The organism is Rhizobium leguminosarum, assembly GCF_010668065.1.
Lineage (GTDB): Bacteria > Pseudomonadota > Alphaproteobacteria > Rhizobiales > Rhizobiaceae > Rhizobium > Rhizobium leguminosarum_S.
Genome location: NZ_WUEN01000001.1, coordinates 57866 through 80718, shown reverse-complemented (window position 1 = coordinate 80718; position 22853 = coordinate 57866). Strand labels below are relative to the sequence as shown.

The 22853-nt window shown below is 61.8% G+C and carries 18 protein-coding genes; 11 read left to right on the top strand and 7 right to left on the bottom strand.

Annotated features, from left to right (window positions below; genetic code table 11):
* Positions 1–14: 14 nt before the first annotated feature.
* Entirely contained in the window at positions 15–785 is a 771-nt protein-coding gene (locus GR198_RS00350) for a TIM barrel protein (protein ID WP_029872466.1), read from the top strand.
* On the opposite strand, the gene GR198_RS00345 is transcribed toward GR198_RS00350, so the two are convergent.
* Positions 782–1801 carry a LacI family DNA-binding transcriptional regulator gene (locus tag GR198_RS00345; protein WP_029872467.1) on the bottom strand — a complete coding sequence of 340 codons (1020 nt, stop codon included), beginning with the start codon at positions 1799–1801 and terminating at the stop codon, positions 782–784. The two genes, GR198_RS00350 and GR198_RS00345, sit on opposite strands and share 4 nt — an antisense overlap.
* 178 nt (positions 1802–1979) lie before the next feature.
* On the opposite strand from GR198_RS00345, the gene GR198_RS00340 reads away from it, so the two are divergent.
* The 8 genes from GR198_RS00340 (at position 1980) to GR198_RS00305 (ending at position 14010) form a co-directional block, all read left to right on the top strand.
* Positions 1980–3905 (top strand): ABC transporter substrate-binding protein, encoded by a 1926-nt coding sequence (locus GR198_RS00340; RefSeq protein ID WP_029872468.1) that lies wholly within the window; start codon positions 1980–1982, stop codon positions 3903–3905.
* 87 nt (positions 3906–3992) lie between these two features.
* Positions 3993–6101 carry an alpha-amylase family protein gene (locus GR198_RS00335; protein WP_029872469.1) on the top strand — a complete coding sequence of 703 codons (2109 nt, stop codon included), beginning with the start codon at positions 3993–3995 and terminating at the stop codon, positions 6099–6101.
* Positions 6102–6205: 104 nt separating this feature from the next.
* Complete coding sequence (locus GR198_RS00330) at positions 6206–7192, top strand: ABC transporter permease (protein WP_029872470.1); 987 nt, start codon at positions 6206–6208, stop codon at positions 7190–7192.
* 10 nt (positions 7193–7202) lie between these two features.
* Positions 7203–8393, top strand: a complete 1191-nt coding sequence (locus GR198_RS00325) for an ABC transporter permease (protein ID WP_029872471.1) — start codon at positions 7203–7205, stop codon at positions 8391–8393.
* A gap of 10 nt (positions 8394–8403) precedes the next feature.
* Positions 8404–10122, top strand: a complete 1719-nt coding sequence (locus tag GR198_RS00320) for an ABC transporter ATP-binding protein (protein WP_029872472.1) — start codon at positions 8404–8406, stop codon at positions 10120–10122.
* Positions 10123–10132: 10 nt separating this feature from the next.
* Positions 10133–10927 carry a 2-oxo-tetronate isomerase gene (gene otnI / locus GR198_RS00315; protein WP_029872473.1) on the top strand — a complete coding sequence of 265 codons (795 nt, stop codon included), beginning with the start codon at positions 10133–10135 and terminating at the stop codon, positions 10925–10927.
* Complete coding sequence (locus tag GR198_RS00310; protein ID WP_029872474.1) at positions 10924–11799, top strand: 2-hydroxy-3-oxopropionate reductase; 876 nt, start codon at positions 10924–10926, stop codon at positions 11797–11799. The genes otnI and GR198_RS00310 overlap by 4 nt, the downstream gene beginning before the upstream one ends.
* A gap of 108 nt (positions 11800–11907) precedes the next feature.
* On the top strand, positions 11908–14010 hold the full coding sequence (locus tag GR198_RS00305) for a beta-galactosidase (protein ID WP_164066951.1): 2103 nt from the start codon (positions 11908–11910) through the stop codon (positions 14008–14010).
* 4 nt (positions 14011–14014) lie between these two features.
* On the opposite strand, the gene GR198_RS00300 is transcribed toward GR198_RS00305, so the two are convergent.
* Positions 14015–14557 (bottom strand): hypothetical protein, encoded by a 543-nt coding sequence (locus tag GR198_RS00300; RefSeq protein WP_132613883.1) that lies wholly within the window; start codon positions 14555–14557, stop codon positions 14015–14017.
* A gap of 132 nt (positions 14558–14689) precedes the next feature.
* Between GR198_RS00300 and GR198_RS00295 the strand changes: the two genes are divergently transcribed.
* Positions 14690–15163, top strand: coding sequence for a cupin domain-containing protein (locus tag GR198_RS00295; protein ID WP_003542461.1), 474 nt, complete (start codon positions 14690–14692; stop codon positions 15161–15163).
* A gap of 86 nt (positions 15164–15249) precedes the next feature.
* Here GR198_RS00295 and GR198_RS00290 read toward each other — a convergent pair whose 3' ends face one another.
* The 5 genes from GR198_RS00290 to GR198_RS00270 all read right to left on the bottom strand — a co-directional run bounded on the left by GR198_RS00290 (position 15250) and on the right by GR198_RS00270 (position 21336).
* Positions 15250–16359, bottom strand: coding sequence for a sn-glycerol-3-phosphate import ATP-binding protein UgpC (locus GR198_RS00290; RefSeq protein ID WP_029872477.1), 1110 nt, complete (start codon positions 16357–16359; stop codon positions 15250–15252).
* Between the two features lie 12 nt (positions 16360–16371).
* On the bottom strand, positions 16372–17286 hold the full coding sequence (locus GR198_RS00285) for an ABC transporter permease subunit (RefSeq protein WP_029872478.1): 915 nt from the start codon (positions 17284–17286) through the stop codon (positions 16372–16374).
* A 10-nt stretch (positions 17287–17296) separates the two neighbouring features.
* Positions 17297–18181, bottom strand: a complete 885-nt coding sequence (locus GR198_RS00280) for a carbohydrate ABC transporter permease (protein ID WP_003542466.1) — start codon at positions 18179–18181, stop codon at positions 17297–17299.
* A 232-nt stretch (positions 18182–18413) separates the two neighbouring features.
* The gene (locus tag GR198_RS00275) at positions 18414–19769 is read right to left on the bottom strand and encodes an extracellular solute-binding protein (protein WP_003542468.1); all 1356 of its coding nucleotides are present in this window, start codon (positions 19767–19769) and stop codon (positions 18414–18416) included.
* Positions 19770–20130: 361 nt separating this feature from the next.
* On the bottom strand, positions 20131–21336 hold the full coding sequence (locus GR198_RS00270; protein ID WP_029872479.1) for an ROK family transcriptional regulator: 1206 nt from the start codon (positions 21334–21336) through the stop codon (positions 20131–20133).
* A gap of 223 nt (positions 21337–21559) precedes the next feature.
* Here GR198_RS00270 and GR198_RS00265 point away from each other — a divergent pair, with 223 nt between their 5' ends.
* Positions 21560–22798 carry an extracellular solute-binding protein gene (locus tag GR198_RS00265; protein ID WP_029872480.1) on the top strand — a complete coding sequence of 413 codons (1239 nt, stop codon included), beginning with the start codon at positions 21560–21562 and terminating at the stop codon, positions 22796–22798.
* Positions 22799–22853 lie beyond the last annotated feature (55 nt).

The window sequence follows — 22853 nt, the reverse complement described above, 5'->3', positions numbered from 1 at the left end:
TGGGAGGAGTTTTCATGCGACGTTATTCAGCCTGCATAGAGTGGCTGTTTGCCGAAGAGGGCGACAGCTTTCCCGATCGCATCCGCCGCGCCCATGCGGCCGGCCTGACGGCGATCGAATTCTGGCGCTGGACCGACAAGGATCTGGATGCGATCGAGACGGCGCTGAAGGAAGCCGGTCTTGCCGTCTCCAGCCTCGTCGCCGAACCGATGATCGCGCTGACCGACGCCGCCAATCGGCAGGCCTGGCTGAAAGGCCTTGCCGAATCCGTCAGTGTCGCCAAGCGTCTCGGCGCGCCGGTGCTGATTGCCCAGGCGGGCGACGATCTCCCAGGCTTGACCCGCGAAGAACAGCGCCGGGCGCTTACCGAAACGCTGAGAGCCGGCGCCGATATCCTCAAAGGCAGCGGTGTCCGCCTCGGCGTCGAGCCGCTCAACATCCGCATCGACCATGTCGGCTATTTCCTCGATTCGACCCGCGAAGGTCTCGACATCATCGATGACGTCGCTCGCCCCGAGATCGGTATCGTCTACGATATCTACCATTCCGCCGTGATGGACGAGCGCACCGAGGAGGTGCTGAACGGCCGTCTCGACCGTATCATCCATGTCCATGTCGCCGATCATCCCGGCCGCAACGAACCGGGCTCCGGCGATATCGACCTTGCCCGACGCCTCGGCTGGATCTTTGCCAACGGTTACGACGGCGCCGTCGGTCTGGAATACCGGCCGACCAGGCCCGGCGCGGACGCGGTCAAGGCCGCGATTGCTTCGCTCGGCGGTTAAACCTCGGCGGCATCGACGCTTGCCGCCGCCTTGCAGGGTCCGGCCGAGCGGCGCTCGATAATGCGCGAGGCAATCATGATGCGCCGCGCCGGCATGCCCGGCAGGCGCGGATTTTCGATGCGCTCGAGCAAAAGCCGCAGGCCGACCGCCCCACATTCCTGCCCCTCCATCCTCACCGTCGTCAGCGCCGGCGAGATCTGCGTTGCCGGCGAGTAGTCGCCGAACCCGACGACCGAAATATCGTCGGGAATGCGGTATCCCTGACCGAGCAATTCGGAAACCACGGTCAGCGCCAGCCCGTCATGGGCGCAGAAAAAAGCCGTCGGCCGGATGCCTTTTTCCACGAGCGCTCGGAAGGCCGCGCTGAAGCCATTCTCTTCGTCGAACTGCATAACATGAAGCGCAACGTCAGGATAACGTTCGGCGATTTCGCGGGCGCCATAGTGCCGCTCCTGGCGTCCCCGCAGGCCTGGCATGCCATAGACGTACACAATAGACCGATGGCCCAACCCGACCAGATACTCCACTACCGCCTGCCCTGCCTCATGGTCGGTGCCGCCGACATGGTCGATCTGTTCGAGCGCATCGACCCAGCCGAAACGCACGATCGGAACGCCGGTGGCACTCACAGCCGCCACGGCCTCACGGGCATGCGGACCGACGAGCATCAGCCCGTCGCAGCTGCGCGCCAGCTCTTCCAACTGGCCAGAATCATGGGTCCAGCGTACGCGCAGCGTCATGCCAAGCCGATGAGCCTCGCGCTGCACACCGTTCTGCACCTGCATATAGAGCTCACTGTTGACGGCATCGAGATCGTGAAAGACGACCGCGACCTCGCCGGCAGCACCCTGCCCGGCGGGCTTGGTATAGCCGAGGCGCTGCGCCGTCTCGCGGATCAGCGCGCGCGTTTCCTCGCTGACGCCGCTCTTGCCGGCAAGCGACCGCGACACGGCGTATTTTGACAGGCCGACCTCCCGCGCGATCGTCTGCAATGTAACCCGGCCCCTGCTTCCCACGTGGCACCTCGCCGTTCGATTGATGCGACGCTGGCTATATCAACCGCGCCGGTATGGCAAATTTTCGCACTAACAGAAACATAACGCTTTACCTAACAATATCCAAATGTAATCTTTCCCTCATCCCAGCCCACAGCAAAAATAATGATAAGGGCACGGATTTTTGGAGGAGATCCCTATGATCAAGCTGAAACGACGTGCGTTTCTGGCCGGGACGTCGGCCGCCCTGATATTGCCGGCCCTGCCGGTTTTCGCCGCTGACTTCAAGGAAGCGGATATCCTGAAAGCGAAGGTGTCGAGCGGCGCCCTGCCGGGCCTGAAGGACCGGCTTCCTGAAAATCCGCTCGTCGTCAAACCGGTCGAAAGCGTCGGCAAGTACGGCGGCGACTGGAACATGGCGCTGGTCGGCGGCGGGTCGCTGTCGATGCTGTTCCGCTACCAAGCCTATGAGCCGCTGTTGCGCTATACGCCCGACTGGTCTGGCGTGACGCTGAATGTCGCTGAGTCCTTTGAGGGTGACGCCGACTCCAAGGTCTATACGATCCGCCTGCGCAAGGGCATGAAATGGTCGGACGGCCATCCCTACACCACCGCCGACATCAAGTTCTGGTACGACACCGTTTTCACCGACAAGCGCGTCGCCTTTGTCGGTCAGGATCATTGGAAGTCCGGCGGCAAGCCGGCCAAGCTGGAGATCGTCGACGAGCAGACCTTCAAGGTCACCTTCGACAAGCCGAACGGCCTGTTCCCGCTACAAGTCGCCTGGGCAAACAACGACCAGACGACACGCACACCGAAACATTATCTCGAGCAGTTCCACATCGACTTCAATCCGAAGGCCGATGAACTCGCCAAGCAACGCGGCTTCGAAAGCTGGATCGCCTCCTTCCAGGCGGCTGCCGGTTTCCAGGACGACAACGCCTTCTTTCTGAACTCCTCGAAGAAGCCCTGCGTGCATGCCTGGATGTTCGCGATAGCGCCCGGCGAAAACACCGAACGAGCCGTTGCCGAACGCAATCCCTACTATTGGAAGGTCGACACCGAGGGCAACCAGCTGCCCTATATGGACCGTATCGTCTACCAGATGGTCGCCGACCCGCAGGTTCTGCTGCTGAAGTCCATGCAGGGCGAAGTCGACCTGATGGACCAGTATATCGCCACGCCGAACAACAAGTCGGTTCTTTACGATGCGCGTGAGCAGGGCGGCTATGATTTCTACACGCTGACTTCGACTGAAGCCAATGTGATGAATTTCATCTTCAACCTGAACCACAATGACGAGACCAAGCGGAAGCTCTTCCGGAACAAGGATTTCCGTGCGGCACTCTCGACAGCACTCGACCGGCAGTCGCTGATCGATGCGGTGCTAGTTGGCCAGGGCGCGGCTGCCCAGCCGTCGATCAAGAAGGAGGACCCGCTCTACAATGAGCAGCTCGCCACACAGTTCACGGCCTATGACGTCGACAAGGCGAATGCCATGCTCGACCAGCTCGTGCCGAAGCGCGACGACCAGAACTTCCGCCTCGACGAAAAGGGCCGCCGCCTGACGATCATCTTCGAGATCGACCAGGCGCGCGCCGTCTTCCTCGATCTCTTCCAGCTTGTCATTCCGATGTTCCAGGCGGTCGGCATCGATGCGCAGATGCGCTCGATGGACCGTTCGCTCTGGGAGACGCGCGTCCGCCAGGGCCGTGATTTCGATGCGACCGCCCACCAGTTCGGCGCGAATGGCGGCGTCGCCGCCATGCTCGACCCACGCTACTACGTGCCGACCGATGCCAACGCCATGTACGCCCCGGCCTGGCAACTCTGGTATCGCGACCGCGCCAATGCCAATGCCGAGGAACCGCCGGAAAGCACGAAGAGCCAGCTTGCGCTCTACGACAAGCTGAAGGCGACGTCCGACGCATCAGGCCAGCGCGAGGTCATGAAGCAGATCCTGCAAGGCGCCGCCGACAATTTCTATGTCTTCGGCATCTCGCTGCCGCCTGACGGCTACGGCATCGTCAAGAACAACATGAAGAACATCACCAAGATCATGCCGAACTCCTTCGGTTGGCCGACGCCCGCTCCGACCATGCCGGAGCAATTCTACAAGGTCTGAAGACCTTTTATCCCAGGAGCCCAGTCAGGCGCCGGCCCCGCCGGTCGGCGCCTAGAGGCTTTCTTTGCCAATGATTGGATGAAGACGATGCTCGATGCCAGAAAACAGAATACCCACACGCTGAGGACGCCGGACTGGTTCAAGACCGCGACCCGCTGGACCCAGCTGACCTTTGTGGAAGACGATCCGGAGAAATACGACCCGGCCTTCTGGATCGATGTCTTCAAACGCACGAAATCGAACGCGGTCTGCCTCAGCGCCGGCGGCTATATCGCCTATTATCCGAGCGAAGTGCCCTACCACTATGTGAGCAAATATCTCGGCGACAAGGATATCTTCGGCACGCTCGTCGATGCCGCCCGCAAGCTCGACATGCATGTCATGGCCCGCGTCGACCCGCATGCGATCCATGACGATGCCGCCAAAGCCCATCCCGAATGGGTGATGATCAATGCCGACGGCACGCCGCGCCGCCACTGGGCCTATCCCGATGTCTGGGTGACCAATGCCTACGGCGACTACAACAGCCTCTTCATGCCTGAGGTGGTCAAGGAGATCGTCCGCAAATACGATATCGATGCGGTCTTCGCCAATCGCTGGCAGGGCCACGGCGTCGATTATAGCGAAGACAGCGCCCGCCGCTTCAAGGACATGTCCGGCCACGCCCTGCCTGTAAAACCCGATGCCGAGGATCCCGCCTGGCAGGCCTGGGTGCAATGGCGCCGCCGCGTGCTCACCGACATGATCGCGCAATGGGACGATGCCGTCAAAGCGATCCGCCCGCATGCGAGCTTCATTCCGAACATGGGTGGCGCGTCGCTGATGGAATTCGACCTCTCGGTCATCGCCAGGCACTGCCCCTTCCTCGTCGTCGACCATCAGGGCCGCAAGGGCCTTGAGCTCGGCTGGTCGGCTGGCCGCAACGGCAAGCGCATCCGCGCCACCTTCCCCGACCGCCCGGTCGTGCTGATCACCTCGATCGGCCCAGAGGAGGAATATCGCTGGAAGGATGCCGTCACCTCGGGTGAGGAGATGCAGCTCTGGATCAACGACGGCACTGCCCACGGTCTCTATGCCTGGTTCACCAAGTTCAACGGTGTCGTGCCCGACAAACGCTGGGTCGAGCCGGTGGCCGACGCCTTCGGCCTGCAGGCCGCTGTCGAGCCGGTGCTGGAAAGCATGAAACCGACCGCCGAAATCGCCGTCATCGATCCCTCGACGACGCTGCGCCACTGGGCGCCGGAAGATCGGCATTCCGCCGAGAAGCACGATCTCGGTCTCTACCACGCCCTCGTCGAAGCCCACCTGCCCTTCGAGCTGCTCTCGGACCAGGTGCTGACCGCGGAAAACCTCGACCGCTTCAAGCTCATCATTCTCGCCAACGCCTCCTGCCTTTCGGATGCGCAGAACGCGGCGATCCGCGCCTATGTCGATCGTGGCGGCAGCGTCATTGCCTCTTACGAGACGTCGCTGCGTGACGAATTCGGCAAGAAGCGTGACGAATTCGGTCTGGCCGACGTGCTCGGCGCCAGATACGTCTCCGGCCCGCGCGGCATCGTCAAGAACACCTATGTCGCCCTTTCCGGCGATCACCCGATCAATCGGGGTTTCGACGGCGCCGAACGCATCATGGGCGGCACCCGCCTGATCCACGCCGAACCGTCGGCCGATGCGAAGACGCCCTTCCTCTATGTCCCCGATTTTCCCGATCTGCCGATGGAAGAGGTCTATCCGCGCGAGGATCCGAAAGGTGCTGCCGTCATCGCCCGCGAAACCGGCAAGGGTGGCCGCACGGTCTATATTCCCTGGAATATTGGCGAGATCTTCTGGGAGGTCTTTGCCGTCGACCACGCCCGTCTCATCGCCAACGCCGTCCATTGGGCACTCGGCAAGACGCCGCGCGTCACCGTCAAGGGCAAGGGCGTCGTCGATCTGGCGTTGCGCGAAAACGCTGAGGGTCTGGCGCTCAGCCTCTTCAACCTCACCAATCCGATGATGATGAAAGGCCCAATCCGCGACAATTACCCTCTGGCAGCGCAGACCGTTTCGGTGGAGATTCCGGAGGGCCGATCGGTGGCGAAGGCGTGGCTGGTCGTTGCCGACCGCGCCGCAAGCTTCAGCCTCGGGAATGGCCGCGCCGAGGTGGAGGTGCCTGGTATCGATCGGCTGGAGGTCCTGCATCTCACCTGGAAATGAGATGACACGCGACGAAGGAGCGCTTTCGGCCTGGAGGGCCGAAGGCGGGTGAAGATCCGGGGGAAGCGCGTCACAGCGTTCCCGACGGGAGGAGAAACGTTTCGATGCTTGGCTATATCTTCAAGCGCGTGCTCTACATGATCCCGACCTTGTTTGGCATGTCGCTGATCTCGTTCCTGATCATCCAGCTGCCGCCGGGTGACTACCTGACCTCGATGATCGCCACCATGAGCGACAGCGGCCAGACCGTCGATCCCGCGCAGATCGAGCGGCTGAAGGAAATCTACGGCTTCAACGACCCCTTCTATGTCCAATATCTGAAATGGATCTGGGGCATCGTCAGCCGCGGCGACTTCGGCTACTCCTTCGAGTGGGGCCAGCCCGTCTCCGGGCTGATATGGGCGCGTATGGGCTCGACGCTGGTAATCTCGCTCTTGAGCCTGCTCTTCGTCTGGATCGTCGCTTTGCCGATCGGCATCTACTCGGCCGTCCGCCGCCACTCCATCGGCGATCACGTCTTCACCTTTCTCGGCTTCATCGGCCTTGCGGTGCCCAACTTCATCCTGGCGCTGACGCTGATGTACATCGCCTATAAATATCTCGGCCAGAGCGTCGGCGGGCTGATCTCGCCTGAGTATGCCGAGGCGCCCTGGAGCCTCGCCAAGGTCGGCGATTTCCTCGCCCATCTCTGGATCCCGATCATCATCATCGGCGCATCCGGAACGGCAGCGATGATCCGTATCCTGCGCGCCAACCTGACCGACGAACTGCACAAGCCCTATGTCGTCACCGCCCGCGCCAAGGGACTGCCGGAATACAAGGTCATCCTCAAATATCCGGTCAGAATCGCGCTCAATCCCTTCGTCTCGGCGATCGGCTGGGTGCTGCCGCATCTCGTCTCGGGCGTGACGATCACCGCCATCGTGCTGAATCTTCCGACAGCCGGCCCGCTGCTTTTCCGCGCGCTGATCTCGCAGGACATGTATCTCGCCGGCAGTTTCATCCTGCTTTTGAGCGCGCTGACCCTTGTCGGCATGCTGCTGTCGGATCTGCTGCTGGCGCTGCTCGATCCGCGCATCCGGTTCAATTGAGGGGAATGCGATGAGCACGCACGAAACCTTCGGAGCCCATGCTGGTCCGCTCCACACCGTTGCCGACGGCCCCTCGATCAGCCCGCTGAAACAGGGCAAGACCGTCTCGACCGCCGCCATCGGCCCCTGGCGGCTGGTCGCCGGCAAACTGGTTCGCCAGAAGGTGGCGATGGTGGCCGGCGCCATCATCCTCTTCCTCTATCTGGTCGGCCTCTTCGCCGAATTCCTGGCGCCCGCTTTGCCGATGACCTCGCGGCCGCAATATACCTATGCCCCGCCGCAGGGCTTCAGCTTCTTCGTCGAAAAACCGGACGGCAGCTCGGAGTTCAATTTCCACGTGAAGGGCTACAAGGTCGAGATCGACAAGGTGGCGCTGCGCCGCACCTTCGTCGTCGACGACACCAAGGTCGTCCCGATCGGCTTCTTCGTCAAAGGCGCCGCCTACGATCTCTGGGGCCTGATCCCGATGAACCGCCATCTGATCGGCCCCCTCAACCAGAACGACCCGATGTACCTGCTCGGTGCCGACCGGCTCGGCCGCGACGTCTTCTCGCGCCTCGTCTACGGCACCCGCGTATCCATGTCGATCGGCCTCGTCGGCGTCGCCATGTCGCTGATCCTCGGCGTCGTGCTCGGCTCGATCTCCGGCTTCTACGGCGGCTGGGTGGATACGCTGATCCAGCGCATCATCGAGGTCGTCAGCGCCATGCCGACCATCCCGCTATGGCTCGGCCTGGCGGCGGCGATCCCGCTGACATGGTCGCCGGTCAATGTCTATTTCGTCATCACGATCATCGTCTCGCTGCTCGGCTGGACCAGCCTGGCGCGGGAGGTGCGCGGTCGGTTCCTGGCGCTGCGCAGCGAGGATTTCGTCGTCGCCGCCCGGCTCGACGGATCGAGCGAAGCACGGCTGATCTTCCGCCACATCCTGCCGTCGCTGACGAGCCACATCCTTGCGGTCGTGACACTGGCCGTGCCGACCATGATCGTCGCCGAGACCTCGCTGTCCTTCCTCGGCATCGGCCTCAAGCCGCCGGTCGTCAGCTGGGGCGTGCTGCTGCAGGACGCCCAGAACATCCGCACCGTCGCCACCGCGCCGTGGCTCTTGATCTGGCCGTCGCTCGCAGTCGTCGTCGCCGTCCTGTCCTTCAATTTCTTCGGCGACGGCCTGCGCGATGCCGCCGACCCCTATGACAATTGAGGAGGAAACCATGACCGACCTTTCAGAAGACGTCGTTCTCTCCGTCGAAAACCTCTCGATCGATTTCAGGTTGCGCACCCACATCCTGCACGCCGTCGAAAATGTCAGCTTCGAGCTGAAGCGTGGCCAGACGCTCTGCCTCGTCGGCGAAAGCGGCTCCGGCAAAAGCGTCACCGCCCGCTCGCTGCTGCAGATCGTCGACAGCCCCGGCAGCATCGTTTCCGGCCGCATCTTGCTCAGCAATGGCGACGGGGGTAACGGGGTCATCGACATTGCCGCCTTGAAGCCGTCCGACCGGGCGATGCGCGCCATCCGCGGCCGCCGCATCGGCCTGATCTTCCAGGAGCCGATGAGCTCGCTGTCGCCGGTGCACACCATCGGCTCGCAGATCATCGAGGCGGTGCGCCTGCACAGCAATCTCGATCATCGCGCCGCCCGCGAAAGGACCGTCGAACTGCTGCGCCAGGTCGAAATCCCGAACCCGGACAAGATGGCCGACCGCTACACCTTCGAATTCTCCGGCGGCATGCGCCAGCGCGCCATGATCGCCATGGCGCTTGCCGGCAATCCCGATATTCTCATCGCCGACGAGCCGACGACGGCGCTCGACGTCACCACCCAGGCCGAAATCCTCGACCTGATCAAGCGGCTGCAGGTCGAACGCGGCATGGCCATGCTGCTCATCACCCATGACATGGGGATCGTCGCCGAAGTGGCCGATGATGTTGCCGTCATGCGCTTCGGCCGCATCGTCGAGCGCGGACCGGTCGATGCGATCTACCACGCCGCCGAGCATCCCTATACCCGCCAATTGCTGGCCTCGACGGTCAAGCTCACCCACCATGTCGAAGGCAGGCTGCCCGCCGTGGCGCTGTCGCCGGAGGCACCGCAGCCGATCCTGTCCGTCCGCAATCTCGGCAAGATCTACGGTTGGCACGGCAAGGCCAATACGCTGCGCGCCGTCGACGACGCCAGCTTCGATCTTTATCCCGGCGAAAACCTCGGCATCGTCGGCGAAAGCGGCTCCGGCAAGACGACGCTCGGCCGGCTCATCCTGCGCACCGTCGAGCCGACATCGGGCAGCATCAGCTATCGCGGCAAGGACGGTAGCGAGATCGACGTCACGAAACTCACCAAGCGCGAACTCCGCACCTTCCACCGCGAAGTCCGCCTGGTCTTCCAGGATCCTTTCGCCTCGCTCAATCCGCGCATGACCGTCAAGGAGGTGATCGGCGATCCGCTTGTTGTCAACGGTCTGGCCAAGGGCAAGGCGCTGGAGGACCGCGTCGCCGAACTGATGCGCCTGGTCGGCCTCGACCCGATGGGCATGGAGCGTTATCCGCATGCCTTCTCCGGCGGCCAGCGCCAGCGCATCGGCATCGCCCGCGCCCTTGCGCTCGACCCGCGCATCATCATCGCCGACGAGGCAACGTCGGCACTCGACGTCTCGATCCGCAGCCAGATTCTCGACCTGCTGCTCGATATCCGTCAGCGGCTGAACCTGAGCTTCATCTTCATCTCGCACGACATTTCGGTCGTGCGTTATTTCTGCGATCGTGTCGCCGTCATGCATCGCGGCAAAATCGTCGAACTTGGCGAGGCCGAACAAATCTGCACCGCTCCCGAGGGGGCCTATACGAAGAGCCTCATCTCCGCCGTTCCCAATCCCGACCCTCGCGACAAGCGCATGCTGCACCGGCATCGTTTCGTCGCACCTGCCAATATTTAAGGACGATCCCGTGCCGAAATTTTCCGCCAACCTTTCCTTCCTCTACCAGGACCTGCCCTTTCTCGACCGCTTCACGGCAGCCGCAAAGGACGGCTTCGGCGCCCTCGAATATCTCGGCCCCTATGCCGAACCGAAGGAGAAGGTCGCCGAGGCGCTGAAGGCGAGCGGCCTGAAACAGGCGCTCTTCAACGTGCCATCAGGCGACTGGGCCGGCGGCGAGCGCGGCATCGCCTGCCTGCCGGAGCGCGTAGAGGAGTTCCGCAACGGGATCGCGCAGGCGCTCGACTATGCCGCAGCGCTCGATTGCCGGCAGGTGAATGTCATCTCCGGGCTGGTGCCGAAGGGTGCGGACCTTCAAACGCTGGAAAATGTGCTGGTCGACAATCTGAAATATGCTGCAAAGCGTTGTGCCGACGTCGGCGTCAAGCTGCTGGTCGAGCCGATCAACCTGCGCGATATTCCCGGCTTCTTCCTGTCGACCACCGCTGATGCCGAACGCATTCTCGACCGGGTCGGCTCGGACAATCTCTACATCCAGTATGATTTCTACCACATGCAGATCATGCAAGGCGACCTGATCCCCACCTTCATCCGGCTGAAGGAGAAGATCGCCCATGTGCAGATCGCCGACAATCCCGGCCGCAACGAACCCGGCACCGGCGAGATCAATTACGGTTTCATCCTCTCCGAGCTCGATCGCCTCGGCTACGACGGCTGGGTCGGCTGCGAGTATAAGCCGAAATCCGGCACCAGCGAAGGCCTCGGCTGGATGAAACCCTATCTGAAGTCAGCGAGGACAGCATGAACATCGGATTTATCGGACTGGGCGTCATGGGCCGCCCGATGGCCGAACACCTGATCGACGCCGGCCACACGCTGCATCTGAGCCGCGTGAAGGAGGCTTCGCAGCATCTTGTCGACAAGGGCGGCAAAGTCGCCGCCAGCGCCAAGGCCGTGACTGAGGCCTCCGACATCATCATCCTGATGCTGCCGGATACACCAGATGTCGAGGCGGTGCTGTTCGGCGAAGATGGCGTCGCCGCCGGCCTTTCCCGGGGCAAGCTTGTTATCGACATGAGTTCGATCTCGCCGGTCACCACCAAGACTTTCGCCAAACGCATCGAGGCGCTCGGCTGCGATTATCTCGATGCCCCGGTTTCCGGCGGTGAGGTCGGCGCCAAGGCCGCCTCGCTGACGATCATGGTCGGCGGCAAGGAGCAAGCTTTCGAACGCGCCAAGGCGCTTTTCGAGAAGATGGGCAAGAACATCACTCATGTCGGCGGCAGCGGCGACGGGCAGACGGCCAAGGTCGCCAACCAGATCATCGTCGGTCTAACGATCGAGGCGGTTGCCGAAGCGCTGCTGTTTGCCAAGCGTGCCGGCGCCGATCCGGCCAAGGTGCGCACCGCGCTGATGGGCGGCTTTGCCTCCTCGCGCATCCTCGAAGTGCATGGCGAGCGCATGGTCAAGGAGACCTTCGAGCCCGGCTTCCGCATCCGCTTGCACCGCAAGGACATGACGCTTGCCGTCGATGCCGCCCGCACACTCGATCTGTCGCTGCCGAACACGGCCGCCACGCAGCAGCTGATGAATGCCGCGATCGCCAATGGCGACGGCGAACGCGACCATTCCGCCCTCATCCGCACCCTGGAACTCCTCGCCGGAGGGCCGCGCTAGATCAACGCTTTTTAGAACAACCGGACGACATCTTCGATTGCCGACTGCCGGAGCCTTCTTTCCGGACGGCGAAGCCATGTCCGGTCATCGATAGAGAAGGACAGGAAAATGCTCAACAAAGATATCCAGCTGCCCTACGGCGCCGTCTATTTCCGCAAGTCCAACCCGCCCCGCGAAGATTGGGAACGCGACTACGCCACCGCCGGGCAGGACGGCCTCAACATCTTCCGCCACTGGTTCATGTGGAGCGCGATCGAAACCGCCCCCGGCGTCTACGATTGGGAGGAATACGACCGTCAGATGGACCTTGCCGCTGCAAACGGCATCAAGACCGTCATCGCCGAATTGATCCATGCCGTGCCGGACTGGGCAGTGCGCAAATATGCTCATGCGCTGCAGGTCAATGCCGACGGCACCAAACTCGGTTCCTATATGGGCGTCTCGTCGGCGACCGGCGGCTTCTCCAACAATGGTGGCGGCGCCGGCGCCCTGACGCTGAACTGCCCCGAAGTGAAGGAAGCGGCGGGAAAATTCCTGACCGCGCTCGCCACCCGCTACAAGGATCATCCAGCGATCTATGGCTATGACGTCTGGAACGAGTGCAACTATTCCGCCGATGTCGATTACAGCCCCTATGCCAAATCAGCCTTTCGCAAATGGCTGGAGAAGAAGTACGGCAGCCTGAAGGTCCTGGCGAAAGCCTGGTACCGCTACAGCTATGCCGAATGGGACGATATCGAGCCGCCGGTGCACATGGCGCCCTACCCCGAATGTATCGACTGGCTGCAGTTCAAGCGCGACAATTTCTACGACCAAATGCAATGGCGCATCGACACCATCCGCGCCGTCGACCAGAAGAACACCATCGTTGCCCACGGCATATCCGGCGCAATTCCCAACATGGCGGCCAACGGATGCGACGACTGGCTCGCCGCCTCCAAGGTCGAGGTTTACGGCTTCACCTGGATCCAGGCCCGCAAGGGGTCGGAAGCCTGGAAGAACTGGTACGGCGTCGACATCAACCGCGCTGCCGCCCGCGGCAAGCCGTTCTGGCACGCCGAGCGCCAGGGCGGCCCGCTCTGGCTGCAGCCGCAGGTGATCGGCCGCGACAAGGAGGATGGCCGCATCGCCGAGCCCGAGGATATCCGCCTCTGGAGCATGACCTCGCTTGCCGGCGGCGCCCGCGGCGTGATCAATCTGCGCTGGCGCCCGCTGCTCGATGGCCCGCTCTTCGGCGCTTTCGGCTCCTACGGCATGGACGGCTCGCGCACGCCGCGCTCCGACATGGCAAGCGCCATGGCGCAATGGGCAAACGACAAGGCGCAAGGCCCCCTCTGGGAGGCAAAGCCGGTGCGCGGCGAAGTCGGCATCCTCGTCGTTCGCGAAACACAGGAATTCGATTACCTCCTGAACCACGACCGCAAGGAGAAACCCTATCCCGAAGCCATGTGGGGCGCCTATCGTGCCTTCCTCGAAAATGGCGTGCAGCCGGACTGGGTGCATATCGACGATATCGCAGCCTATGATTTCCTCTATTTCCCCTATCCGATCATGTTCACATCGGAGCAGGCCAAACGCCTGAAAGCCTGGGTCGAAAACGGCGGCACGCTGATTGCCGAAGCATGCCCCGGTTATTTCAGCGATCGCGGCCATGTCGGCACCGTGCAGCCGAACATGGGCCTCGACGAGGTCTTCGGCGCGCGCGAGGAGGACGTCGAATTCATGCCCGATATCGGCGACCGCATCCATTTCGATCTCGACGGCGCGGCGGTCGACGGTGGCGGCTTCCTGCAGTCTTATCGGCTGACCGGCGGAACGGGGCGCGGCCACTTCACCGACGGTCGTCTTGCCGTCGTCGAAAATGCCTATGGCAAGGGCCGCACGCTGCTGATCGGCACCAATCCTTCCGTGGCCTATTACCGCACGCAGGGAAAGGCGAACGGCGCTTTCTTCGCTGAACTATTGAGATGGAGCGGGAAGAAGCGCCATGTGACGCTGTCGAATGCCGCACTCTTCGCCCGTATCCACGAGGGAGAAAAGGGCAGCTTCCTCTGGCTCGTCAATCCGACGAGAATGGCGCAGAACACCGAGGTGACGCTCGCCCGAGGAACGCTTGCGCAAAGCCAGGCAGTCTGGCCGATCGATCATATCGGCAATAGTGGCATCGAGGTCCCGCCGCGCGATGTGCTGATCCTGCCGCTCGGCAGCTGAAATTTCAGGATGCGGATGAACTGGCGCCTTCGGCAAAGGCTTCAAGCTCGGGGTCGAAGTCGACCTCGACGACATTGTTGAAGACGGCGGTGGCCAGCATGATGCCGGCAAAGGCGACGAGATCGACAAGCACCTTGGTCTCGTAGCGCTCTTTCAGCTTCGCCCAGAGTTCGGCGGGAACAGCGTTGGAATCGGCGACGATCGCCTTGCCGAAGGCGTCGAGCAGCGCTTCCTCGTCGGAAAGCTCCAGCGCATCGGGATTGAAACCCTTGTTGATCAGCGCCCGGCGAAAGAAGGTGATGGCGATCTTCGATTTCGCCGCCTTCGAGATCGCATGCGAGAAGATCCAGATCGCCCGGTCGCTGACGGCAGGATCGAGTTCGGCGCGTAGCGTGAACCATTCGGCATAGATGCGATGGGCGGCCGGCGAATGCAGCAGCGTGCGCTTCATGTTGGTCATCCGCCCGCGTAGCCTGACTTCCTCGTCATGCGCCGCACGAACCTCTTCCGAAGCGGTGTCGTAGTCGATTTGCGGGAGGTGGCTCATCGGGATCCGTTCTTTCCTTAGGCACACAGAAGCTATCGGTGCGGAGATGTCGTGTGGCTGCGCAACGGCAAATCCGCTTGGCCACCGCCCGGCTCCCGCTTAGACTGACGAAATCGAAAGTGGAGGCAAGGCATGGGCGACGACCACGAGCATCATCATGTCGACTGGCGGGAACATGGCGTCAAGGTCATTCCCGGCAATTCGCTCGATCCGAACACCGCGCAGACGCCGGGCATGAACCGTGCGACCGCAATCAACAATGCGCGCGCCGGCGCCGAGAAGATCTGGGCCGGCACGGTGACGATCCATGCCAACGCCAAGACCGGCGCCCATCATCATGGCGATCTCGAAAGCATCATCTACGTGGTCAAGGGCAAGGCCCGCATGCGCTGGGGCGAGCATCTGGAATATACCGCCGAGGCCGGCCCCGGCGACTTCATCTATGTTCCGCCCTATGTGCCGCATCAGGAGATCAACGCCAGCCGCGACGAGACGCTGGAATGCGTTCTCGTCCGCTCAGGCCAGGAACCGGTCGTCGTCAATCTCGACATCGAGCCGGTCGAAAAGCCGGAGGACGTCGCGTGGATCGACCCGATCCACCGTTAGAGCAATTCACCGTCGAGCAAGCGGCTGACATCCTCAGCCGCCGAACGCTCTGCCAAGATCGTCGCAAAGGATCGTCGCAGACCGCTTTAGGCGTGGACGGCGCCTGCGCTGTTCATAACAGGGTTCTCGATGATCCGGCCGGTATCGGCGGCATAGAGGTGGATCTGGTCGTAATCGATCGCGATGCCGATCGGATCGCCCGACTTCACCTTCACGGCCTCAGTCAGCGCCACGGCAAAGGGCAGCCCATCGAAATCGGCGTGGACAATGCGGCTAGCGCCGAGCTCTTCGATGAAGTCAGCCGTTGCGACCAACGCACCCGGCGCATCCGGGGCGACCAGCCGGGCGGCCTCGGCGCGCATCCCGAGCACGACGCGTTTGCCTTTCAGCGGTGCGGCGCGCTCGCGCGGCAGCGCGACCTTGCGGCTTTGATCGTAGACAAAGACGCCCTCGTCATTGATCGTGCCCTCGAGCAGGTTCATCGCCGGTGTGCCGACGAAGCCCGCGACGAAGCGCGAAACCGGATGATGATAGACCTCTTCCGGCGTGCCGACCTGCTCCACCCTGCCGCCGTTCATCACCACCAGCCGGTCGGCCAGCGTCATCGCCTCGGTCTGGTCATGCGTGACGAAGATCGAAGTGGCCCCGAGGCGGCGGTGCAGGCGGCGGATTTCGGCGCGCATGGCGATACGCAGCTTGGCGTCGAGGTTCGACAAGGGCTCGTCGAAGAGAAATACCTTCGGTTCGCGGATCATCGCGCGGCCCATGGCGACGCGCTGGCGCTGACCGCCGGAAAGAGCGGCGGGCCGACGGTCGAGGAAGGGTTCGAGGCTGAGCGCCTTGGCGACCTCGCCGATGCGCCGCTGACGCTCCGCCTTCGAAACGCCGGCCACCTTCAATGCATAGCCGATATTCTCGGCAACACTCATATGCGGATAAAGCGCATAGTTCTGGAAGACCATGGCACAGCCGCGCTCGCGCGGCTCCAACTGGTTGACGACGCGGCCGTCAATAGCGATTTCACCGCCGGTGATTTCCTCGAGGCCGGCGATCATGCGCAGCAGCGTGGACTTGCCACAGCCGGACGGGCCAAGGATGACGATGAACTCGCCCGACTGGATGTCGAGATCGACGCCGTGAACGACGGGGGTCTTGCCGTAGTTTTTCTTCACGCCACGAATGGAGATCGGTGCCAAGGGAGTACTCCTTCACTTCTCGGTGGAGATAAGGCCGCGTACGAACCAGCGCTGCATCAGAATGACGAGGATCAATGGCGGCGACATGATGATCAGGGTTCCGGCCATGGCGACGTTCCAGTCGGGCAGGCCGAATTCGGACGGGATGAGCGTCTTGAGCTGCGTCACGGCGATGCCGAAATTCGGATCGGTGGTGATCAGCAGCGGCCAGAGATACTGGTTCCAGGCCCAGACGAACATGATGGTGAAGAGCGCGATCATATTTGGCCGCGAGAGCGGCAGCAAAATGTCCCAGAAGAACCGGACCGGACCTGATCCGTCCATCTTCGAGGCCTCGGCAAGTTCGTCCGGAACCGTCAGGTAGAACTGCCGGTATAGGAAGGTGCCGGTCGCGGTTGCGACCAGCGGCAGAACGAGACCGGGATAGGAATTCAGCAGGCCCCATTGGAGCTTGATCTGGACGCCGGTGATCTGCGCGACGAGCCAGCTTATGCCGGTGACGTCGAGGATCGTCTGGAAAGGCTGCAGCGCGTTGGCCGCGATCGAATAGGTCGGCACGATGCGGACTTCCAGCGGCAGCATCAGCGTGATGAAGATGATCCAGAAAATCACATACCGGCCGCGGAAGCGGAAGTAGACGATCGAGAAGGCTGCCATGGAAGACAGCATGACCTTGCCGGCGCCGACGGTTGCGGCGAAGATGACGCTGTGAAACAGCTTGTTGCCGAGATCGGCGCGAACCCAGGCGGTCTCAGCGTTTTCCCAGAAATGCGAGCCCGGCATCAGCGGCAGCGGCACACGATTGACCGTCTCCAGATCAAGCGTCGAGGCGATGATGACGATGGCGAAAGGCAGAAGCGCGATCACCATGCCGAGCGCGAGAAGCGTATAGCAGATGAAGTTGAATATCGGCGTGCGTTCGATCATGTCCGCGACCTCACTTGTAGTGCACGCGCCGCTCGATGAAGCGGAACTGGAAGATGGTGAGCAGGACAACGAGCACCATCAGGATGATGGACTGCGCTGCAGCGCCCGAATAGTCGAGACCTCTGAAGCCGTCGAAATAGATCTTGTAGACCATGAGCTCGGTGGCACGCGCCGGGCCGCCCTGCGTCATGACGTCGACGATACCGAAGGAATCCTGGAAACTCTCGGTGATGTTGATGACGAGCAGGAAGAACAGCGTCGGCGTCAGCAGGGGCAGCTGGATATCCCAGATCCGGCGCATCGGCCCCGAACCGTCCATTGCGGCGGCCTCGATCAGCGAGCGCGGAATGCCTTGCAGCGCTGAGAGGAAGAAGATGAAGTTGTAGCCGATATATTTCCAGGAGAAGGCCACGACGACCGCGATCATCGCGTCCTTGCCGTCGAGCGCGGGGTTCCAGAGGCCGGGCCAGACGTGGTTGATAACAGACAGAAGGCCGGCCTCCGGTGCCAGGATGAAGCGGAAGGCGAGGCCGAGAGCGGGGGCGGCAATTGCGTAAGGCCAGATGAAGACTGAGCGGTAGACTTTGTGGCCGCGCAGTTCACGATCCGTCAAAAGCGCCAGGATCAGCGCCAGCCCCATGGCGATGGCCGTCGAGCTGAAGCCGAAGATCATGCTGCGGGTGATCGAGTCCCAATAAACAGGATCGGTGAGCAGCTGTCTGAAATTGTCGAAACCGACCCAGGCATTACCGCCGCCCCATGGCTGCTCGAGCGTGAACGCCCAATACAGCGCCTGCGCGCTCGGCCAGTAGAAGAAGACGAAGATCAGCAACAGCATCGGAAATGCGAAGAGCAGTCCGATCGTCGTCGAGGAGAAAGTGACGCGCTTTTCCATGAGTGGCCGTTTTCGTCCTGGTTTGGTTTAAAGCATGTCGCGCAAAACTGTGCAGCAGTTTTGCTGTAGCGACATGCGTAAAAATATAGATCTAAAGCGCCAGGAGCGAACCTGAAAGATTGCGGCGCGCTTTAGGCGCGGGCGGCGAGCTCGCATCCGCGGCCGAATAAAGAACTTACAAAGACGCACCCGGCGCGCAAAATGCGGGCCGGGTGCGGCTCATATCAGCCGATCAGGGGAGCTGAACGTTCTTGTAGGTCTGCTGGAAGCGACGCAGGAGCGTATTGCCGCGTTCGGCGGCACTGTCGAGCGAAGCCTGGACATCGGCATTGTTGACGAAGATTGCCTGCAGACCATTGGCGATTTCGGTGCGGACCTGCAGCAGGCCACCGAGGCGGATGCCCTGCGGAGCCGCGTCGCCAGCCGGCGAAGCGGTCAGGCTCTGAATGGCGAGTTCGCGGCCGGCATAAGGCGCCTTGCCGTAGAAGCCCTGCTTATTCAGATATTCGAAACCGGAGTTGCGAACCGGGATGTAGCCGGTAACGGTCGACCAGGTAAGAGCTTCTTCCGGCTTTGCGATGAAGTTGAAGAACGCGGCAGCAGCCTTGTATTCGGCGTCGGAGTGACCCTGCAGAACCCAGAGCGAAGCGCCGCCGACATAAGAGCTGTGACGGGTTGCGTCGCCGTAGGTCGGCAGCATGGCAACGTCCCAGTTCATGCCTTGCTTGGCGGTACGGCCAACGTTGCCGTGGTCGCCGACGGAGGTCAGGATGACCTGGCAATCGCCAGCGGCAAAGGCTTCGACGAAGGTCTGGCCGACAGCCTTGTTCTTGATGACGACCAGCTTGTCGTCGTACCAGGACTTGAGGTCCTTGATGTAGCTGACGAGAAGCGGGTTCTTGTTGAACACCAGCTCGGCGTCGAGACCTTCAAAGCCGTTCTTCTTCGTGGCGATCGCTTCGCCGTTGACGGCTTCGAACTGCTCGATGTACTGCCAGACTTCGTTGTTGGAGATGTCAAAGCCGAGCGGGCAAGCATAGCCCGCATCCTTCAGAGCCTTGAGGTCCTCGCCTGCTTCCTTCCAGGTCGCCGGGGCATGATCCTTGCCGATCTTGGCGAAGGCGTCCTTGTTCCAATAGAGAAGAGCGGTCGAGGAGTTGAAGGGGAAGGAGTACATCTCGCCCTTCGATGTCGCGTAGTAGCCGGAGATACCGGAGAAGTAGTCCTTCCAGTCGACGGTGTAGCCCATGTCGGTCATCAGCTTGTTGGCCGGGTAGTAGGCGCCGGAGAGCATGATGTCGAGGGTGCCGGCGTCGGAGACCTGGGCGATGGTCGGCTGCTTGCCCGCGCGGAAGGCAGCAATGGTGTTCTGAAGGGACGCGTCGTAGCTGCCCTGGCTGGTGCAGACGACTTCGTAGTCGGCCTGCGACTGGTTGAAGCGATCGCACTGCTCCTGGACACGCTTTGCGATGTCACCGGAATTGCCGAACCAGAAGTCAATCTTGGTCTTATCGGCGGCGGCAGCGGGACCAGCAAGAAACGCTGTAGCGAGAAGGGCGCCAACGGCGCCGAGAAGCTTGGCTTGCATGAGAACCTCGAACGTAAAAGGACGCGCACTTTCAGCGCACGCCCTATTAGCTGGTTCAAATTGCCGCCGCCAATGAATATTACATGACATGAAATGTTCCAATTCTAGTTGTCACAAAACAGTCATACAATCATTATTCGTAACATCTCGAGAAATATTTAGAGGAACTTAGCGGGCCTCTTAAATGTATTTGAAATACTATATACTTACATTAAAATAAACGCAATTTTAGAAGGCGTTTAATGTTTAATTATATTGGAAAAAAGCGCCTTTATTCGTGCGTCCAGCTGGAACGAAACTTGCAAAAACAGCCGCATTTTGCCGTTGCACTGCTGTGCAACGCTCGGTTTCAGCCTCAAAATCAAAGGGAATCCTTCAAAATTGCAGCAAAACGCGGATCGAATGCACGGCTGATCGGTCCCGCGGCAGCCCCGAGCGCCACAGACCAGGGATCGGCCATGCCGGGCTGCAGGCGCGGCAGCGTCCGGCCACGACGTTCGGCGATCGAAGGCAGCAACGGGCCGATTGCCGCAATCAACCTGTTCACCAGCGCTTCCGGCGCGCTGCCGCAGAGGATCACGGTCTGCGGATCGAACAGTGTCTCGATGAGATGGATGCTCCAACGCAGGTCCACAGCGGCCGCCTCGACCCAGGCGTTGATGCTTTGATCGCCTCTCAAGGCAAGGTCGTTGATCCGTGCATAAAGGCCGGGATCGGCGGGATCGACCGACAGATGCTGATAGAGCGAGGCGAGCGAGGCACGATGTTCGAGCGGCGTCGCTTTGCCGTCGGCAAACAACAACGCCATGCCGATCTCGCCGGCATTGCCGTTGGTGCCGCGGTAGAGTTCGCCGTTCAGAATGAGGCCGGCGCCGATGCCATAGCCGACGAAGAGGCAGACGGCATGGTCGATGCCGTGGGCGGCTCCCACCATGCGCTCGGCGGTGGCGGCCGCGGCCGCGTCGTTCTGCAGGCCGACATCGAGCCCGGTGCCGGCGGTCAGCGTTTCCAACAACGGAAATTTTTGCCAGGCCTCCATCATCCACGGATCGTCGCCGCTGCCGGCAACCCCGAAAGGCCCGGGCATCGCGGCGCCGAGGCCGACCAGCCGCTTTTCCGACTGCTGGACGACGCCGGCAAGCTTTGAGCGTATGCCGGCGACGAGATCGAGGATGACCTTCGTCCCGTTCGACGGACCTCCGGGCGGTAGCCCGGCCTCATCACGCACGAGAACGCTGCCGACGAGATCGACGGCGACCGCCCGCGTCACATGCCGGTCGATCTGCAGGCCGATCGCAAAGGCGCCTTCGGGCACGAGACGATAGGGTGTCGACGGCTGGCCTCTGCCCCTCCTCACCGCCTCTTGCGAACTGACGAGACCGTCGCGCTCGAGTTCCTCGATGATATTGGACACCGTCTGCTTGGTCAGCCGCGTCGCCCGCGCCAGATCGGCGCGTGAAAGCGCACCGTTGATCCTCAGGGCATCGATCATCACGCGCCGGTTATGCGCGCTGGTGCCTTCGTGATTGGTGCCGCTCTTGGCCCGGATCGGGCGGCTGTCATTCATGTGCAATTCCCTCTTGACTCCAATAGAATGTTGAAGAAGTAATAAGTCAAGACACTTGACTTAATGAGGAACCGGAGAGTTCCAGGGAACGCAGGAGGCGGGCAACGGCTCCGACGACGCTCCGAGACGACGAACCGGCACGCTTTCCACGCGTGCCTTCTCGAACACCGATGGCGGAGGACCGCCCTCGGCAATGCGTAAATGTCAAAAACTGGAGGCTGCAATGCTGAATTCCTTTAACAAGACGCTTCTGGGTGCGGCCTTGATCGGCGCATCCCTTGCGCCGCACGCTTTCGCCGAAACGACGCTGAACGCGCTTTTCATGGCGCAGGCCGCCTATAGCGAGGCCGATGTGCGCGCCATGACCGACGCCTTCGCCAAGGCGAACCCCGATATCAAGGTCAATCTCGAATTCGTTCCCTATGAAGGCCTGCACGACAAGACGGTGCTGGCGCAGGGTTCCGGCGGCGGCTATGATGTCGTCCTCTTCGACGTCATCTGGCCGGCCGAATACGCCACCAACAAGGTGCTGGTCGACGTCTCCTCGCGCGTCACCGACGAGATGAAGAAGGGCGTGCTGCCGGGTGCCTGGACCACCGTACAATATGACGGCAAATATTACGGCATGCCATGGATCCTCGACACCAAATATCTGTTCTATAACAAGGAAATCCTCGAAAAGGCCGGCATCAAGGCGCCGCCGAAAACCTGGGACGAGCTGACCGAGCAGGCAAAGACGATCAAGGACAAGGGCCTTCTCGCCACGCCGATCGCCTGGAGCTGGTCGCAGGCCGAAGCCGCGATCTGCGACTACACCACGCTCGTCAGCGCCTATGGCGGCGATTTCCTCAAGGACGGCAAGCCGGCCTTCCAGACCGGCGGCGGCCTCGATGCGCTGAAATACATGGTCTCCAGCTATTCCTCGGGCCTCACCAATCCGAACTCCAAGGAATTCCTGGAAGAGGACGTCCGCAAGGTCTTCGAAAACGGCGATGCCGCCTTCGCGCTGAACTGGACCTACATGTACAACATGGCCAACAATCCGAAGGACAGCAAGGTCGCGGGCAAGGTCGGCGTCGTGCCGGCGCCGGGTATTGCCGGCAAGAGCGAGGCTTCGGCCGTCAACGGCTCGATGGGCCTCGGCATCACCTCGGCCAGCAAGCATCCCGAGGAGGCCTGGAAATACATCATCTTCATGACCTCGCAGGCGACGCAGAATGCCTATGCCAAGCTCAGCCTGCCGATCTGGGCGTCGTCCTATGAGGACCCAGCGGTCACCAAGGGCCAGGAAGAGCTGATCTCCGCCGCCAAGATCGGCCTTGCTGCGATGTATCCGCGTCCGACGACGCCGAAATATCAGGAGCTCTCGACCGCGCTGCAGCAGGCGATCCAGGAATCGCTGCTCGGCCAGTCCTCTCCCGAGGACGCGCTGAAGTCGGCCGCCGACAATAGCGGCCTCTGATCAAGCATGAAGACCCGGGCGGCGCCTGCCGTCGCCCGGTCTCGAACACCTATAA

Excerpts from the sequence above, each read along its gene's own strand:
- GR198_RS00320 (WP_029872472.1), top strand. The coding sequence starts at position 8,404 with ATGACCGACCTTTCAGAAGACGTCGTTCTCTCCGTCGAAAACCTCTCG.
- GR198_RS00310 (WP_029872474.1), top strand. The coding sequence starts at position 10,924 with ATGAACATCGGATTTATCGGACTGGGCGTCATGGGCCGCCCGATGGCC.
- GR198_RS00305 (WP_164066951.1), top strand. The coding sequence starts at position 11,908 with ATGCTCAACAAAGATATCCAGCTGCCCTACGGCGCCGTCTATTTCCGC.
- GR198_RS00350 (WP_029872466.1), top strand. The coding sequence starts at position 15 with ATGCGACGTTATTCAGCCTGCATAGAGTGGCTGTTTGCCGAAGAGGGC.
- GR198_RS00335 (WP_029872469.1), top strand. The coding sequence starts at position 3,993 with ATGCTCGATGCCAGAAAACAGAATACCCACACGCTGAGGACGCCGGAC.
- GR198_RS00330 (WP_029872470.1), top strand. The coding sequence starts at position 6,206 with ATGCTTGGCTATATCTTCAAGCGCGTGCTCTACATGATCCCGACCTTG.
- GR198_RS00285 (WP_029872478.1), bottom strand. The coding sequence starts at position 17,286 with ATGATCGAACGCACGCCGATATTCAACTTCATCTGCTATACGCTTCTC.
- GR198_RS00300 (WP_132613883.1), bottom strand. The coding sequence starts at position 14,557 with ATGAGCCACCTCCCGCAAATCGACTACGACACCGCTTCGGAAGAGGTT.
- GR198_RS00265 (WP_029872480.1), top strand. The coding sequence starts at position 21,560 with ATGCTGAATTCCTTTAACAAGACGCTTCTGGGTGCGGCCTTGATCGGC.
- GR198_RS00340 (WP_029872468.1), top strand. The coding sequence starts at position 1,980 with ATGATCAAGCTGAAACGACGTGCGTTTCTGGCCGGGACGTCGGCCGCC.
- GR198_RS00270 (WP_029872479.1), bottom strand. The coding sequence starts at position 21,336 with ATGAATGACAGCCGCCCGATCCGGGCCAAGAGCGGCACCAATCACGAA.
- GR198_RS00295 (WP_003542461.1), top strand. The coding sequence starts at position 14,690 with ATGGGCGACGACCACGAGCATCATCATGTCGACTGGCGGGAACATGGC.
- GR198_RS00275 (WP_003542468.1), bottom strand. The coding sequence starts at position 19,769 with ATGCAAGCCAAGCTTCTCGGCGCCGTTGGCGCCCTTCTCGCTACAGCG.
- GR198_RS00325 (WP_029872471.1), top strand. The coding sequence starts at position 7,203 with ATGAGCACGCACGAAACCTTCGGAGCCCATGCTGGTCCGCTCCACACC.
- GR198_RS00280 (WP_003542466.1), bottom strand. The coding sequence starts at position 18,181 with ATGGAAAAGCGCGTCACTTTCTCCTCGACGACGATCGGACTGCTCTTC.